Source organism: Jiangella ureilytica, from assembly GCF_004348545.1.
GTDB lineage: Bacteria > Actinomycetota > Actinomycetes > Jiangellales > Jiangellaceae > Jiangella > Jiangella ureilytica.
This window is the reverse complement of sequence record NZ_SMKL01000001.1, coordinates 46581-62064: the sequence shown is the minus strand read 5'-3', so window position 1 is coordinate 62064 and position 15484 is coordinate 46581. Positions and strand designations below refer to the sequence as shown.

At 73.8% G+C, this 15484-nt stretch carries 13 protein-coding genes; 4 read left to right on the top strand and 9 right to left on the bottom strand.

Annotated features, from left to right (window positions below; translation table 11 throughout):
- Nucleotides 1-24: 24 nt before the first annotated feature.
- From E1212_RS00290 to ffh, 5 genes are all read right to left on the bottom strand, one after another.
- Nucleotides 25-1248: an MFS transporter gene (locus tag E1212_RS00290; RefSeq protein ID WP_131977384.1), complete on the bottom strand. Its 1224-nt coding sequence runs from the start codon at nucleotides 1246-1248 to the stop codon at nucleotides 25-27.
- Nucleotides 1249-1252: 4 nt separating this feature from the next.
- Nucleotides 1253-1468 (bottom strand): hypothetical protein, encoded by a 216-nt coding sequence (locus E1212_RS00285; protein ID WP_131977382.1) that lies wholly within the window; start codon nucleotides 1466-1468, stop codon nucleotides 1253-1255.
- A gap of 9 nt (nucleotides 1469-1477) precedes the next feature.
- Nucleotides 1478-2107 carry an ArsR/SmtB family transcription factor gene (locus tag E1212_RS00280; RefSeq protein ID WP_131977379.1) on the bottom strand — a complete coding sequence of 210 codons (630 nt, stop codon included), beginning with the start codon at nucleotides 2105-2107 and terminating at the stop codon, nucleotides 1478-1480.
- Nucleotides 2108-2884: 777 nt separating this feature from the next.
- Nucleotides 2885-3991: an amidohydrolase family protein gene (locus E1212_RS30650; protein ID WP_131977376.1), complete on the bottom strand. Its 1107-nt coding sequence runs from the start codon at nucleotides 3989-3991 to the stop codon at nucleotides 2885-2887.
- On the bottom strand, nucleotides 3988-5589 hold the full coding sequence (gene ffh / locus E1212_RS00270) for a signal recognition particle protein (RefSeq protein ID WP_162605242.1): 1602 nt from the start codon (nucleotides 5587-5589) through the stop codon (nucleotides 3988-3990). The genes E1212_RS30650 and ffh overlap by 4 nt, the downstream gene beginning before the upstream one ends.
- A 94-nt stretch (nucleotides 5590-5683) precedes the next feature.
- Here ffh and E1212_RS00265 point away from each other — a divergent pair, with 94 nt between their 5' ends.
- From E1212_RS00265 to E1212_RS00255, 3 genes are all read left to right on the top strand, one after another.
- Complete coding sequence (locus tag E1212_RS00265; RefSeq protein ID WP_131977370.1) at nucleotides 5684-6298, top strand: GNAT family N-acetyltransferase; 615 nt, start codon at nucleotides 5684-5686, stop codon at nucleotides 6296-6298.
- A gap of 37 nt (nucleotides 6299-6335) precedes the next feature.
- Complete coding sequence (locus E1212_RS00260) at nucleotides 6336-7214, top strand: alpha/beta hydrolase (protein WP_131977742.1); 879 nt, start codon at nucleotides 6336-6338, stop codon at nucleotides 7212-7214.
- Between the two features lie 61 nt (nucleotides 7215-7275).
- Nucleotides 7276-7860 (top strand): GNAT family N-acetyltransferase, encoded by a 585-nt coding sequence (locus E1212_RS00255; RefSeq protein WP_131977368.1) that lies wholly within the window; start codon nucleotides 7276-7278, stop codon nucleotides 7858-7860.
- Here E1212_RS00255 and E1212_RS00250 read toward each other — a convergent pair.
- From E1212_RS00250 to E1212_RS00240, 3 genes are read right to left on the bottom strand one after another with little or no spacing between them, the layout of a single operon-like run.
- Nucleotides 7841-8749 carry an aminoglycoside phosphotransferase family protein gene (locus tag E1212_RS00250; protein WP_162605241.1) on the bottom strand — a complete coding sequence of 303 codons (909 nt, stop codon included), beginning with the start codon at nucleotides 8747-8749 and terminating at the stop codon, nucleotides 7841-7843. The genes E1212_RS00255 and E1212_RS00250 overlap by 20 nt on opposite strands.
- 58 nt (nucleotides 8750-8807) lie before the next feature.
- Complete coding sequence (locus E1212_RS00245; protein WP_131977363.1) at nucleotides 8808-9644, bottom strand: ABC transporter permease; 837 nt, start codon at nucleotides 9642-9644, stop codon at nucleotides 8808-8810.
- A 4-nt stretch (nucleotides 9645-9648) separates the two neighbouring features.
- Nucleotides 9649-10578: an ATP-binding cassette domain-containing protein gene (locus E1212_RS00240; protein ID WP_131977360.1), complete on the bottom strand. Its 930-nt coding sequence runs from the start codon at nucleotides 10576-10578 to the stop codon at nucleotides 9649-9651.
- A gap of 159 nt (nucleotides 10579-10737) precedes the next feature.
- Here E1212_RS00240 and E1212_RS00235 point away from each other — a divergent pair, with 159 nt between their 5' ends.
- Nucleotides 10738-10998: a hypothetical protein gene (locus E1212_RS00235; protein ID WP_131977357.1), complete on the top strand. Its 261-nt coding sequence runs from the start codon at nucleotides 10738-10740 to the stop codon at nucleotides 10996-10998.
- 67 nt (nucleotides 10999-11065) lie between these two features.
- Here the strand turns inward: E1212_RS00235 and E1212_RS30645 are convergent, their stop codons facing one another.
- A complete protein-coding gene (locus E1212_RS30645) occupies nucleotides 11066-15394 on the bottom strand; it encodes a S8 family serine peptidase (RefSeq protein WP_162605240.1) in 4329 nt (1442 codons plus the stop codon).
- Between the last annotated feature and the right edge of the window lie 90 nt (nucleotides 15395-15484).

Here is a 15484-nt window from a genome sequence, read left to right as displayed (position 1 = left end):
GACCTCGCGGTCGGCGTCGGGCGGCTACACCGTCTGGGCGACCGGCTCCTCGTCGTCGACCGGTTCCGGCACCGCGACCTTGCGGACGAGAAGGACGATGGCGCAGGTCAGGATGGTGATGGTCATGGCGGCGACGAGCACCCGATAGTCGACGACGGCGATCAGCGCGGCTCCCGTGGCGGTCCCGGCCACCTGCGGACCGTTGAGCGCCATGTTGGCGGCGGCCGACGTGCGGCCCTGCAGCCGGGGCGGGGTCAGCCGCTGCCGCAGCGTCACCATGCCGACGACGGACCACACCACGCCGATCCCCACGATGGCGGCAGCGATCAGGACCACGACGGCCGACGGGGCCAGCGCGAGCCCCAGTCCGCCGCCGAGAGCGACGAGTCCGACCCCGACGGAGGCCCGCTCGCCCACCCGCCGGATGAGCAGTGCCGCCGTCAGGCCGCCGACGATGGACCCGCCGCCCTGGACGCTGGACACGACGCCGAAGAACTCGGTCGGCAGGCCGAGTCCGTCGTCGATGATCGCGAAGGTCGTGGAGTTGGCGAATCCGGTGACGGCGAACACGACGGCCATCAGCAGGATCAGGTCGGCCAGCGGCCGCGTGGAGCGCAGGTGCCGGAACCCGGCGGTCAGCTCGCGCCGGAACCCCTCGCGCTCCGCCGCCGGCGTGGGCGGGCTCTCGTCGACGCGGACGGTCAGCAGCACCAGCGCCGCGGTGACCAGCATGAACGCCGTCAGGACGGCGACCGCACCCCCGCCGTACAGGGCGTAGACGCTGGCTCCGGCCAGCGGCGTCAGCAGCCGCAGGCCCTGATCGAGCGTGGTCAGCAGGCCGTTCGCGCCGGCCAGGTCGCCGTCGTCGAGCATGTCCCTGAGCAGCCCGGACTGGGCCGCGCTGGTGACGTAGCCGACCCAGCCGTAGCCGAACGTGACCACGTAGACGATCCACAGATCGGCGGCGTCGTCGACGGCGAGCAGGGCCAGCACTCCCGCCGCGGCGACGAGGTTGACGACGGCGACGAGCCGCTTGCGTGACACGCGGTCGGCCAGCTGCCCGGCCAGCGGCGCCAGGAACACCGGCAGGCCGAGCGCCAGGAAGACCAGACCGGCAGCGGCGTTGCTGCCGGTCAGGTCCTTGGCCCAGACGGCGACGGTGAGGTACAGCGCGCTGTCGCCGAAGTTGCTGAACGTCCAGGCGACGGTGAGCCGGCGGAACGGCCGGTGTGCCAGCGCGGACGGCATGCGCTCAGGCCGCGCTGCTCAGCCGGTTGACGGCGGACAGGTTCAGCGCCGGCCGGCCGTCGCCGGCCCGGCGGTCGAGCAGGATCGCCAGGCGAGCGGAGCGCTCGGCCCATCGGTGCAGCCGGCGGCTGCGGACCAGGGCGCGGCGGGTGCGGAGGGCGGCCGCGGCGTTGCGACGCTCGGCGTGCGGGTCGTAGTGGATGCTGGGGTCGACGAACATGGCGGTCTCCTACGACTGGTCGTGGGCGTCTGCGTGGTCTGCGGTGCTCGTGTGCGCCGGAACGTCGACGTCGGGGCTCAGCGCGCCGAGGAAGTGGACGACGCGGGCGCCGTCGGGCCGCAGGGCAGGATCGTCGCGGCGGCCGGAGAAGCGCTCTTTGAGCTCGTCCTGGAACTCGCCGAGGCGCTCGATCATCACGTCGAGCTCCTCGTGCGTCATCCACACCGACGACGTCCGGATGGTCATGGAGTCGAGCCAGGCGGGCCCGAGCTCCGCGGCCCGCGTGATGGCCTTGTGCAACCTCGCCGCCTCGCGGTCGACGATGATCTGCGCGAACGCCCCCGCCTCGCGGACCGACTCCGGATCGTCGACATCGGGACCGATGGTCCGGCTGCGGCTCACCAACCGCCACGGCTTCTCGCGCCCGCGCTGCTCCCCCGGCCGGACATAGCCGTACTTGGCCAGCATGCGCAGGTGGAACGAGCAGCTCGCGACGCTCTCGCCGGTGCGCTCGGCGCACTGGGTGGCGGTCAGTTCCGCTTCGAGGGCCAGCAGGTCCATGAGCTGCAGGCGCAGCGGGTGCGCGAGAGCCCGCATGGACTGCGGATCGGTGATCCTCTGGGTCTCGTCGTCGCTCATGATGCTAAAGCTACCTTGCTAAAGACTTCTTTAGCAAGGGTTCTTGAGGATGGGCCGCAGAGCTGTGCCCAGGGCGCGAGCTGGTGGGGCACGGAGGTTGGCCGGGCGTGGCGTTGGCCGGGTGTGCCCGGGTCGCCGGCCCCTGCTGCTGTCCATCGTGGGGGCTAGGGAGGTCGCTCGAGCGGACCAGAATGTGGCGCTTCGCGCGGCGGGACCGCGTGACCCGGCCTCCCGCGCCCCCGTTCGAGCAGCGTCAGGGGGCCGCCCCGAAGACGGCCCCGAGCCCGCTGGCGCCCTGTTCCGATGGCCGCTGGCGGTTCCGCTGTGGTGTTCGGCAGTCGGTCCCGCCGTGACCCTGCCCCGCCGGCCGCCGGCGGTGAACACCCATGATCATCAAAGAAACGGTCACCATCACGACCCGAAACTTGGATGATCATGGAGAAAGGAGGGCCACCAGCGCGGCGGAGGCCGACGTTCTCCATGATCAACAGCCAGCGGCCGACGCGAAGCAACCCTCGGCGGGGCCACCTGCCGGACACCACGGTGCGACCGTCAGCGGCCGGCGCGACTCACCACCAGCGGGACTGAGGCCGGGGCCCTTCCCGGGAGGACCCGGGTGCTGTGGAGAGCGCGGCGCGGGCGGTGCGGGTCGCGTCCGAGCGCCCCGGCCACAGCACCCCGCACCCACAGAGCGCGCGGACTCGAGGCGCGCCGCCGCTCCCTCGACGATCGGGACAGCAGGGCCCGACCCACGTCCGCACTCCCCCGCCGAACCGGCTAGCGAACGACCCGCCCCCGCAGAACGATCCGCACCGGCTCCAACAGCACCTCGGGCGAGACCCGCGGATCGGCGGCGTAGACGCAGAGGTCCGCGGCGGAGCCCTCCTCGAGCAGCCCGCTCCCGCCCAGCAGATACGACCGCGCCTTCCACGACGCGGCGGCGACGGCATCCACCGCGGGAATCCCGGCCGCCACGAACTCGAGGACCTCGCGGGCGAGCAGGCCGTGCGGCAGCTGACCCCCGGCGTCGGTCCCCGCGAACACCGGCACGCCGGCGTCGAAGGCGTCGCGGACGTTGTCGTACCGGCGCGCGTGCAACGTTCGCATGTGCGAGGCGTACGCGGGGAACTTCGCCTCGCCCTGTGCGGCGAACGTCGGGAAGTTGGCGATGTTGACCAGCGTCGGCACCATCGACACGCCCCGCGAAGCCATTGAGGCGATGAGGTCGGCCGACAACCCCGTCCCGTGCTCGATGCCGTCGATGCCGGCGCCCAGCAGGTCGGGCAGCGCGTCCTCGCCGAACACGTGCGCCGTGACCCGGGCGCCCAGCTCGTGCGCCCGCGCGATCGCCGCGTCGAGGGCCCAGCGCGGCCAGCACGGCGACAGGTCGCCCTTCTCGCGGTCGATCCAGTCGCCCACCAGTTTCACCCAGCCGTCACCGCGCCGGGCCTCCTGCTCGACGTAGGCGACGAGCTCGTCGGGCTCGATCTCCCAGCCGAAGTTGCGCAGGTAGCGCTTGGTGCGGGCGAGGTGCCGGCCGGCCCGGACGATCTTGGGGAGATCCGGGCGCGAGTCGATCCAGCGGGTGTCGGCGGGCGAGCCGGCGTCGCGGATGAGGAGGACGCCGGTGTCGCGGTCGGTGCGCGCCTGCTCCTCCGCCACGTCATCGGGGACGGCGCCGCCGGCGGCCAGGCCGACGTGGCAGTGCAGGTCGACCAGGCCCGGCAGGATCCACCCGGCGCCGACGGTGTCAGCGTGCGGCACGGGCTCGTAGGTGACGACGCCGTCGCGCACCCAGAGGTCGCGGTGCTCGCCGTCGGGCAGCACGACGCCGCGCAGATGGAGCGCGGGTGCCGCCTCCGACGCCGACGGGGGCGCGCTCACCGACCCTTGAGGAACTGCGCGATGTCGTCGGGCAACTCGAAGTTGCCGTCGCCACCGGCGGCGTCGCCGCCGAACGCGGACGGCACCTGGCCGGGCTGCGGCTCGGCGGAGCGCTTCTCCTCGGCTGCCGCGAGCTGGGCGGCGCGCTTGGCCGGGTTGCCCGACCGGGACCCGCCCTTGCCCTTCTTGCCCTGCTTGGGCTGCTTGCCCTTGCTCTTCTTGCCCCCCATGCCGGGCAACCCGGGAATGCCGCCCGCCATGCCGGGCATGCCGCCGAGGCCCCCGAGCTTGCCCCGCGCGGCCTGGCTCATCATCTCGCGGGCCATGAAGAACCGCTCGACGAGCTGGTTGACCTCGCTGACCTGACGCCCGGAGCCCTTCGCGATGCGGGCCCGGCGCGAACCGTTGAGGATCTTCGGGTTGTCGCGCTCGGCCGGTGTCATCGAGTGGACGATGGCCTGGACGCGGTCGAGCTCGCGCTCGTCGAACGACTCGAGCGCCTCGCGCATCTGGCCGGCGCCGGGGAGCATGCCGAGCAGGCTCTTGAACGAGCCCATCTTCTTGATCGCCTGCATCTGCTGCAGGAAGTCGTCGAAGGTGAACTCCTTGCCGCCCTTGGCCTGCAGCTTGCGGGCCATCTCTTCGGCCTGCTCGGCGTCGAACGCCTTCTGCGCCGTCTCGATCAGCGTAAGCATGTCGCCGAGGTCGAGGATGCGCGAGGCCATGCGCTCGGGGTGGAACACGTCGAAGTCGGTGAGCTTCTCGCCCGCCGAGGCGAACATGACCGGCTTGCCGGTGACCGACGCGACCGACAGCGCGGCGCCGCCGCGGGCGTCGCCGTCGAGCTTGGTGAGCACGACGCCGTCGAACCCGACGCCGTCCTGGAACGCCAGGGCGGTGGTGACGGCGTCCTGACCGATCATGGCGTCGACGACGAACAGCGTCTCGTCGGGCTTCACCGCGTCGCGGATGTCGGCGGCCTGCTTCATGAGCTCGGCGTCGACGCCCAGCCGGCCGGCGGTGTCGACGACGACGACGTCGTAGAGCTTGGCGGTGGCGTGCTCGATGCTGGACCTGGCGACGGCGACCGGGTCGCCCACGCCGTTGCCCGGCTCGGGTGCCCACACGGCCACGCCGGCGCGCTCGGCGACCACCTGGAGCTGCGTGACGGCGTTGGGCCGCTGCAGGTCGGCGGCCACGAGCAGCGGCTGCTTGCCCTGGTCCTTCAGCCAGAGGGCGAGCTTGCCCGCGAGCGTCGTCTTACCGGCACCCTGCAGACCCGCGAGCATGATGACCGTCGGCGGCTGCTTGGCGAACCGCAGCCGGCGCGTCTCGCCACCCAGGATGCGGACCAGCTCGTCGTTGACGATCTGGATCATCTGCTGGGCGGGGTTGAGCGCCTGCGAGACCTCTTCGCCCCGCGCGCGCTCGCGGACGGCCGCGATGAAGTCCTTGACCACCGGCAGCGCGACGTCGGCTTCGAGCAGCGCGACGCGGATCTCGCGCGCGGTGGCGTCGATGTCGGCCTCGGAGAGGCGGCCCTTGCCACGCAGGTTCTTGAACGTCGCTGTCAGGCGGTCACTGAGGGTGGCGAACACGTCGGCTGGAGTCCTCGGGTGTCGGCAGAGTTGCGGGGGTCCATCGCAAGGGTAACGCGCTGCCCTGGCCCACGGCATGCGCCAGACTGCCCGTATGGCTGCCGACGTCGCCCCGGTGGTGCGGGTCCGTCCCGCCACGCCCGACCGCTGGGACGATCTGCGCGTCCTGCTCGCTCCGCGCGGCGAGGGATCGGACGCCTGCTGGTGCCTCGCCTGGCGGCTGCCCTCGGGCGAGTTCGGCCGGATGCCCGGCCCTGACCGCGAGGACCGGCTGCGGGCGATGGTCGACGGCGGACCCCCGCCCGGCGTGCTCGCCTACGTCGACGACGAGCCCGCGGGCTGGTGCAACGTCGGGCCCCGGGCCGCCATGGAGCGGCTGGTCCGCTCGACGACAATCCATGCGGTCGACGACCTCCCGGTCTGGTCCGTCGTCTGCTTCGTGGTGCGGACGGGGTACCGGCGGCAGGGACTCGCGGAGGAGCTGCTGCACGGGGCGGTCGAGTTCGCCGGGTCGTACGGCGCGCCGGCGCTGGAGGGCTACCCGGTCGACACCGGCGGCGCACGGCTCAGCACGGCGCTGGCCTACGTGGGCACGACGGGGATGTTCGAGCGGGCGGGGTTCCGGCGAGTCGCCGGCACCGACGCGACCAGCGCCGGGCGGCCGCGCTGGGTGATGCGCCGCGATCTCGCGGGGGGCGCAGGTGGGTGACCCACGCGAGGTGCTGACCCGGGCCGCTCCCCCGCCGATGCTCACGGTCGCCTACGGAGACGTGCCCGACCAGGTGGCGGACGTGTGGGTGCCCGAGTTGCCCGCGGGCGACCCGGGCACGTCGGGCCACCTCCGCACCACGACCGGCGCCGCGGGACGGACGGTGCCGCTGGTGGTCGTGGTGCACGGCGGGTTCTGGCGGGCGGAGTACGACCGCACCCACGCGCGGCCGCAGTGTGCCGGGCTCGCGGCGGCCGGATACGCCGTCGCCGCGATCGAGTACCGCCGAGTCGGGGCGGGCGGCGGCTGGCCGGCCACCTTCGACGATGTCGCGCTGGCGCTCGACACGGTTCCCGGCCTCGTCGTGGCGGCGACGACGGGCGGCCCGGTCGCGGTGGACCTGAGCCGGGTCGTGCACGTGGGGCACTCGGCCGGCGCGCACCTCGCGGTCTGGGCGGCCTCGCGGCACCGGCTTCCGGCGGGTTCCCGGTGGGCGAGCCGGACAGGCGGGCAGGCTCGGCCGATCGAGGGCGGCTCGCTCACCGGCGACGCCACGCTCGCCGGGGTGGTCTCGCTCGCCGGGGTCCTCGACCTCGCGGCGGCCGCCGCCCTGGAGCTCGGCGACGGCGCGGCGCCGGAGCTCCTCGGCGGAGATCCCACGACGCGGCCGGAGCGGTACGCCGTCGCCGATCCGATGCGGCTCGTACCGCCGGCCGTCCCCGTCGTCCTGCTGCACGGGACCGAGGACCGGCAGGTCCCGCCCGGCCTCAGCCGCCGCTACGCCGCCGCGGCCGGACCGCGCATCACTCTGCGAGAGCTGCCCGGCGTCGAGCACTTCGGACTCATCGATCCCGCGTCGGCCGCCTGGCCGGCCGTCCTCGACGCCGTCGCCACCCTGCTGGAGCCGCGAGGATGACCGCGACCCGCCGCCTGCCGGGCGCGCTGCGCCGGACCGGCTTCGCGCCGGAGCCGCGGGTATGACGCCGTCGCCGGGCGTCACCGTCGTCCCCGCCGGCGAGGCGAGCTGGGACGACCTGCGGGCGGTGTTCGGCACCCGCGGATCGGCCGCGCGCTGCTGGTGCCAGCGGTACAAGCTGGCGCCGCGGGAGTCGTTCGGCTCGGTCCCGGCCGAGGACCGCGCGGACCGGTTGCGCGACCAGGCGGCGGACGGCACCGGCGGGCTGCTCGCCTACCTCGACGGCGAGCCGGCCGGCTGGTGCGCCGTCGAGCCGCGCCCGCACTACACCGGACTCGCCCGCGTGTTCACGGTGCCGTGGAAGGACCGCGACGAGGACTCCGCCGACCCCGGCGTGTGGGCGGTGACCTGCTTCGTGACCCGCGCGGGGTACCGCAAGCGGGGCGTCGCGACGGCGCTCGCGCGGGCCGCCGCCGGCTTCGCGCAGGACAACGGCGCCCGGGCCGTCGAGGGCTATCCGATCACCACGACCAAGGTGGTTCTCGAGGAGCTGCACGTCGGCACCGTCGCCATGTTCGCGGCCGCCGGTTTCACCGAGGTCAGCCACCCGACGCCGCGCCGGACGGTCATGCGGATCGACTTCTGACCCACGGCGCCAGCTGCGCCGCCACCTCGTACATGCCGTCCCACTCGGGTGCCTCCTGGACGCACCGGGCGAACAGCCAGAGCCGCAGCCGCTCCGGGTCGAGGTCGAGCAGCGCGGCCATCCGGTCCGACAACGCCCCGGGGTCGGTGTGCAGGCGGTCCATGTTGAACATGTGCTGGGTCGCGTCGTAGGTGCGGTCGCCGACGTGCGGCTTCGGATCGACGACGAGCCACGGCTCGCGCTGGGCGGCGAGCACGTTCTCGGGGTGCAGGTCGGTGCAGAGCAGGACGTCGTCGTCGCTGGTGCGCGGCAGCTCGCGGTAGAGCGCGACGCCCTCGCTCAGCAACCCGCGGTCCCACCCCCGCCGATCGGCGACGGCGTCGGCCCGCGACTCGTAGTCGCGCGCCCAGTGGTCGCACATCGAGGCCAGCGACGGGAACGGGTGGCCGTCGGGCGGGCGGCGCCACAGTCGGCGCAGCATACCCGCGAGCATGACGTCCTGGTCCTGCGGCGGCATCGAGTCCTTCAGCCAGGTGCCCGGCGTGCACCGCTCGAGCAGCAGCGCCCGGGTGTCGTCCGTGGCGACCTCGTCGTGCAGCCGGACGACGCCGTCGCCGTTCCAGAACCGCAGGCCGTCGGCCTCGTGCTCGGCCTCGGGATGACGCCAGGTGACCTTGAGGACGACGGCGTCTCCCGACGGTGTCGTGCCCGGCGCCACCCACGAGCACTGCCCGCCCGGTTCGTACGGCGCACCCATCGTGAGCCCCCACCGCTCGACCAGCGCCGGCACCATGGACGGCAGCGTGTCCGCCGCCCACGTGGTCAGGCCGGGTTCGAGGCCGCGGTCGGCGGCGCGGGCGAGCAGCGCGGGCAGGCGGAAGGCGGTCACGCCGGTCATTCAAACCGACGCGACCGCCGTCGCGCACCTCGCCCTTCAGACAGCGCCGTCAGGCGTCGCGCTTGCGGAACAGCCAGCCCGCGAGCAGCAGGAGGAGCGCCGTCTCGCCGACGAACACCCCGAGGCCGGTCCACGGTCCCAGCAGGTCGGGGTTGAAGGACTCGACGGTGGCGATGGTCGACCCGGCGTTGCCCGGCATCAGCTTCGTCAGCCACTCCCCGGCGGCGCCGGGGACGAGCCCGACCAGGTTGCCGACGATGAAGATCAGCGCGATGCCGACGGTGACCGCACCGGCCGTGTGGCGCATCAGCAGGCCGAGGGCCAGGCCGAAGACGCCCAGCACGGCGAGGTACAGCCCGCCGCCGATCATGGTCCGCAGCACGTCGGGGTCGGTGACGGAGAACCCGATGCCCTCGCGGCCGAGGAAGAAGTTGCCGGCCAGGAACGCGGCGGCCGACGTGATGGTGCCGAGCACCAGCAGCAGCCCCGCCAGGACCGTCGTCTTGGCGACGAGCACCGACCACCGGCGTGGCGCGGCCGCGAGCGTGGTGCGGATCATCCCGCTGGAGTACTCCGAGGTCGCCACCAGGATGCCGAGGACCAGCGCGGCGATCTGGCCGAACATCAGGCCCCAGGTGGCGAACGCGCCGACCGGCTCGTCACCGCCGGCGCCGCTGGCGAGGTCGCCGGCCGCGGCGAGGCAGATCAGCGCCGTCAGGCCGACGCTGGCGACGAAGAGCGAGACGAGGGTCCAGACGGTGGAGCGGACGGTGCGGATCTTGGTCCACTCGGCGTCGAGGATGCGGCCGAAGGTGAGCCGGGCCTGGCCGGTCGTGGCCGCCTGCCGTGCGCTGGGCACGGCCGGTTCGAGGGTCGCGGTGGTCATGGGGTCACACTCCGGCGGGAACGGGCTGGTCGGTGCGGGCGTGGTACTCGACGCTGTCGGCGGTGAGGCGCATGAACGCCTCCTCGAGCGAGGCGTTGACGACACTCAGTTCGTGCAGGTAGAGGCCGCGGGAGCCGGCGACGTCACCGACCTGCTCCGCTGACGCGCCCTCGACGAGCAGCGCGCCGTCGTCGTCGCGGCGGATCGTCCAGCCGCGCTCGCGCAGCGCCTCGGCCAGCACCCCGCCCTGCGGCGAGCGCACGCGCACGTGGGCCGCGGCGTTGCGGGCGATGAAGTCGGCCATGCCGGTGTCGGCGAGGATCTGCCCGCGACCGATGACCAGCAGGTGGTCGGCGGTGAGCGCCATCTCGGACATGAGGTGGCTGGACACGAACACCGTCCGTCCCTCGGCGGCCAGCGACCGGATCAGGGTCCGAATCCATCGGATGCCCTCCGGGTCCAGCCCGTTGACCGGCTCGTCGAAGAGCAGCACGCCGGGGTCGCCGAGCAGCGCGGCGGCGATGCCGAGCCGCTGGCCCATGCCGAGCGAGAAGCCGCCGGACCGCTTGTGCGCGACGGCGTCGAGCCCGACCAGGCCGATCACCTCGTCGACACGGCGGCGCGGGATGCCGTTGGTCTTCGCCAGCCACAGCAGGTGGTGGTACGCCGACCGGCCGCCGTGGATGGCCTTGGCCTCGAGCAGCGCGCCGACCTCGTGCAGCGGGGCGGGCAGGTCGCGGTAGGCGCGGCCGTTGACGGTGACCCGGCCGCCGGACGGATGGTCGAGGCCCATCACCATGCGCATGGTCGTGGACTTCCCGGCGCCGTTGGGGCCGAGGAACCCGGTGACCGAGCCGGGCCGGACCGTGAAGTCGATCGCGTCGACCGCGGTCGTGTCTCCGTAGCGTTTCGTCAGCCGTTCCGCTGTGATCATGGCGGCTACGCTACGGCCGCCACGACCAGCATCACAGCAGTTCAAGGGTGGTTTCAGGGGCAGCTCAGGGACATCTCGGGGTCGCCCCTGACGGCGTCCTCAGGGGGTGCCGGCCGAGGTACGCATCTCAGCCGAGGACGCGAGTGTTTGGATGTCCCCATGGACAGCGACTCCGACTCGACCGGCGACGAGCGCGTGCCGGTCGCTCAGGTGCTCAGCGGCCTCGAGGTGCACCCGCTCGCCCAGGGCGAGACGGCCATCGAGGCGTTCGTGCTGATCAAGGTCCTCGACGCCGACGGGCGGCCGGCGTGGTCGTACCGCACCACCAACCGGCTGAACCGCGAAGAGCTGCTCGGCGCGCTGATGGTGCAGGTCGACGTGTTGCGCAAGGAGTTGCGTGACGAGTGGGACGACGGCTGAGGACACGTCGTCCCACTCGTCACAGGCCCCGGCGGCGCCTGGGGAGGACCGGGCACAGGAGGTGGGGCTACCTCGTGCGCACCCGGTGCACGCCGCCGAGCTGGGTGCCGGCGTAGAGCCACCGGCCGTCCGGGCTGATCTCCAGTGACACGACCGACAGGTTCTGCAGGCCGCCGGACACGTTCGTCCAGCTGCGCCCGCCGTCGGTGCTGCGCAGCACGCCTCGGCCGCCCTTGATCAGCCCGTTGGCGTCGAACGAGCCGGTCGCGGCGTACCAGACGTCCGGGTCCGACGGCGACACGACCAGGTCGCCGACCAGCATCGGCAGCCCGCCGGTGTCGGCGTCGTGCCAGGTGGCGCCGCCGTCGTCGCTGACCCGGATCGCCGGGCCGGCGGCGATCACGCGGTCACCGTGGACGGCCACCGTCGTGTACCGCCCGTCGACGACCTTCTCCGCCGTGATGCCGAAGTCGTCGCTGCGGTACAGGCCGTCGTCGCTGGCCAGCCAGAGCCGCTCGGGGGTCGCGGGATCGGTGGCGACGGACCAGAACAGCTGGTCGTGGAAGAACTTGCGCCACACGGTGCCGCCGTCGCGGGTGACGTAGAGGCCGGTCCCGCCGAGGCTCCAGAACGAGACCGCCACGGTGCCGGAGTCAGCCGTCCCCACGACCAGGTCGAGCGGCACCTCGTAGGTGCGCCCGCGCAGCTCCCACTCCCTGCCGCCGTCGCCGCTGCGGTAGACCCAGAACTGCGACAGCGCGTCCTTACGGATCTTCCACACCGTCTGCGGGTCCTGCGGGTCGACGGCGAGCTGGCCGATGCGGGTGCCGACGTAGGCCTCGTAGCCCGACAGCCCCCACTCCGCCCCGCCGGCCGGCAGTTTCGGCCGGGTCGGCAGGTCGGTCGCGTAGACGTCGGTGTCGGTGCCGGCGAGCAGCCGCGGCGTGCCGTCGTCGTCGGCGATCTCGAGGTCGTGGATGGTGCTGCCCTGGACGCCGATGCGCCGCGGGTCGGCGCCGTCGTCGCCGGTGAGGAAGAGCCCGGCGCCCGGCGACGACCACAGCAGCCCGCCGGCCCACGGCTGGACGTCGTCCTCGACGGCGCCGTTGATCGGCTCGGGCAGCTGCTCCCATGTCGCGCCGCCGTCGCGGCTGACGTGCTGGACGTCGCGGTACGTCGTCACCGTGATCAGGTCGTCGCTGACGAGGATGTCGAGGGCGCCGCCGTCCGGGACGGGGTACAGCTCGGCCCAGGTGGCGCCGCCGTCGCTGGTGCCGTGGACGACGTCGTCGACCAGCGCGACGACGGTCTCGCCGTCGCCCGTGGCGGCCAGGCCCTCGACGAACCCGTCCTGCGTCGTGTAGACGGTGTCGCTGCCGGTCGGCTCGCCGGCCAGCACGCCGCGGACCGCCCAGACGGCGTCCAAGCCGGCCAGGTACAGGTCGTCGCCGCTGACGGCCGCGCCGGTCAGGTCGCTGCCGGCCGGGTTCGGGTAGCTCGCCCAGCCGTCGCCGCCGTCGCGGCTGACGATGATCGAGTCCGGCCGGACGGCGACCAGCACCCGCGTCTGCGGGTCGCTGAGCAGCGCGATCGTGTGCGCGTCGGGCACATCGAGCTGCCGCCAGGTCGCGCCGCCGTCCTCGCTGCGCAGGATCCGGCCCTCGTAGGTGTTGTCGAGCCGGACGCCGAAGCTGAGGCCCGTGGCGGCGTTGACGGCGTACCACATGGTGTCGGGGTCGTCGGCGGCGATGACGAGGTTGTCGTTGCCGCTGCCGGCCGCGACGGGCAGCCGGTTGTGCTGCCGCCAGGTCTCACCGCCGTCGTCCGTGGTCCACGGTCCCGCCTTCGTGTACTGCGTGACGGCGGCGACGTCCGGGTCCGCGCCGCTGACGGTGATGGGGCCGGCCGACGTGTTGGGCCCGATCGGCTGCCACGCGGCCGGGTTGCCCGAGTTGCCCGTAGGGGCGGTGACCTCGAAGGACGTACGTCCGGTGACGGTGGCGCCGAGCGTCGTGCCCGCGGTGACGGCGACGGCGTACGCGCCGGCTCGCGACCCGGTGAGCTCGGCCCGGTACCAGCTGTCGTAGTCGTGCTCGGCCCGGACGGTGACCGGGCGGCCGCGCGGCGGGGTCACCGTCACGGTCGGCGGCTCGGTCAGCGGCGCCGGGCTCCAGATGAAGGCCTCCGAGGTGCCGTCGCTGGGGTCCGGCGAGGTCTGCACGACGAGGTGCCGGGCGGCCAGCAGGTACGGGACTCTGACAGTGGCGCCGGTGGCACCGCTACTGCCGGTGGTGGTCGCGACGATCCAGCCGGCCAGGTCCGCGTCCTGCGCCGGGGTGTCGGCGGCGACCGTGACCGTCACCTCGAGCTCACCACCGGCGGGGATCGTCGCCTGCGACGGGGTGACGGTGGCGGTGCCGATGGCGGCCGTCGCCTGTTCGGCGGCGAGCGTGACCGCGACGTCGGTGTCGCCGGGGTTGCGCAGCGTGGTGGTGCCGCTGCCGCCGATCGTCGGGCCGGACAGGTCGGCCAGGCCGAGCGAGACCGAGGTCGGGGCGGCGATCAGCGCGCTGTCGACGGCGGCCGCGACGTCCACACGACCGGCGCCGGACGTCGTCGGGCCGGTGCCCTCGACCGCTACGGCCGAGCCGGTGAGCCGCCCGTTCGTGTCGGCGACGGACTCGTCCGGCCGGAGCTGGCGCAGCAGCGCCGCCGCGCCGGCCACGTGCGGCGCGGCCATGCTGGTGCCGGAGATGCGGTAGACGCCGGGCGCCCAGAACTCCAGCGGCCAGGTCGACCGGATCTCCACGCCGGGGGCCACGACGTCGGGCTCGAGGTCGAAGTCCGGCGCCGGGCCGCGCGAGCTGAACGAGGCGATCTGGTCGGTGACGTCCTGGCCGGAGATCTCGATGTGCACGGGGCCGGCGGCGAGGTCGCGGCTGAGCTGCTCCCACTGCATCTCCAGCAGGCCCATGACGACGAGTCGGTCCAGCCGGAAGCTCTCCCCCGGTTCCTCCAGGACGCCGGGGAGCGCGACGTCGACCACGCCGGGCTCGGCGGCCGCCGCCGCGGCGGGCTCGTCGAACAGGACCGGGCCGCCACCGCCGCCGGTGTAGGCGATGAGCGCGAGGGCGCCGCGCTCCTCGGCCAGCCGCGCCTGCTCGACGAGGAACGGCGCCACGTCGGCGAGGCTGCGCGGCAGGTTCTGCCGGTACGCGACCACCTTGCCGGTGACGTCGCCGACGCGGTCGTAGTCCTCCTCGTAGCCGTCGCCGACGTCGACGAGCTCGCCGACGACCGGGGTGGTGGGCGCGGGTGCCGAGAACGGCGCGCGGAAGGTGTCGATGGGCTCGTCGCGCGGCGCCGTCAGCCGGGCCGACGGCAGCACCAGGCCGCTGGCGGACGCGCCGACCGAGAGGACGCCGTCGGCCAGTGCCGGGCTGCCCATGGTCTGCTCTCCGGGACCGGCGTTGCCGGCGGCCGCGACCACGACGACGCCCGCCTCGGTGGCGGCCGTGGCGGCCAGCCCGAGCGGGTCGGTGCCGTCGCCGGGGCCGCCGAGGCTCAGGTTGACGACGTCGGCGCGGTACGGGTTCGCGGGGTCGACGGCGGCCTCGAGGCCGGCGATGATGTCGGACTCGTAGCCGGCGCCCCACCCGTCGAGCACCTTGTAGGCGGTGAGCAGCGCGCCGGGCGCGACGCCGGTGGTCTCCGGGGTGCCGGCGCCGGTGCCCGCGACGATGCCGGCGACGTGGGTGCCGTGGCCGTTGTCGTCCATGGGGTCGGCGTCGCGGTTGACGAAGTCGTAGCCGGCGACGACCTTGTGGCCCTCGCCGAAGCCGCCGCCCAGCGACGGGTTCGTGTAGTCGATCCCGGTGTCGATGACGGCGACGATCGTGCCAGTGCCGTCGGCCGGGGCCCCGCCGGGCGCCTGGCGCTCCCACACCTCCGGCGCGCCGATGAGCGGCACGCTGACGTCGGTGGCGGCGCGGATCCGCTCGTCGGGAACGACGCCGGCGACGCCGGGCAGGTCGTCGAGGGCGGCGACGTCCTCGGCGGCGACGGTGAGCGCGACGGCATGGACGAGGCCGGTGAACTCGTGCTCGACCTCGGCGTCGATGCCCTGGTCGGCGGCGGCCGTCAGCATGGTGCGCTGGGCGGCGACGGCGGCCCGCTCGGTCTGCGCGCTCGCGGTCGCCGAGGCCCCTGCGGCGGGACCTCCGGGTTCGCCGTCGGGACCCGCCATCACGACGATGACGCGAGTGTCCTGCTCGGCCTCGGGGGCCGCGCCGGCCTCGGGGGCCGTGCCTGCGACCAGGGGGGTCAGGCCCGCTGCGGCGAGGGCGACGGCGAGTGCGGCGCCGGATCCGGCGCGGAGTCGTCGAGCAATCATCATGCTCCCGATGTCAGACCACGGCCCGGGGGTAGCCATGGGTTTGCGACATTCGTAGTGGGTGGGACTCCGCCTATCAATGGATGCGGCTGG

Coding starts and splice junctions, on each gene's coding strand:
- E1212_RS00290 (WP_131977384.1), bottom strand. CDS start 1,248: ATGCCGTCCGCGCTGGCACACCGGCCGTTCCGCCGGCTCACCGTCGCC.
- E1212_RS00285 (WP_131977382.1), bottom strand. CDS start 1,468: ATGTTCGTCGACCCCAGCATCCACTACGACCCGCACGCCGAGCGTCGC.
- E1212_RS00280 (WP_131977379.1), bottom strand. CDS start 2,107: ATGAGCGACGACGAGACCCAGAGGATCACCGATCCGCAGTCCATGCGG.
- E1212_RS00265 (WP_131977370.1), top strand. CDS start 5,684: ATGGCTGCCGACGTCGCCCCGGTGGTGCGGGTCCGTCCCGCCACGCCC.
- E1212_RS00260 (WP_131977742.1), top strand. CDS start 6,336: ATGCTCACGGTCGCCTACGGAGACGTGCCCGACCAGGTGGCGGACGTG.
- E1212_RS00255 (WP_131977368.1), top strand. CDS start 7,276: ATGACGCCGTCGCCGGGCGTCACCGTCGTCCCCGCCGGCGAGGCGAGC.
- E1212_RS00245 (WP_131977363.1), bottom strand. CDS start 9,644: ATGACCACCGCGACCCTCGAACCGGCCGTGCCCAGCGCACGGCAGGCG.
- E1212_RS00240 (WP_131977360.1), bottom strand. CDS start 10,578: ATGATCACAGCGGAACGGCTGACGAAACGCTACGGAGACACGACCGCG.
- E1212_RS00235 (WP_131977357.1), top strand. CDS start 10,738: ATGGACAGCGACTCCGACTCGACCGGCGACGAGCGCGTGCCGGTCGCT.
- E1212_RS30645 (WP_162605240.1), bottom strand. CDS start 15,394: ATGATGATTGCTCGACGACTCCGCGCCGGATCCGGCGCCGCACTCGCC.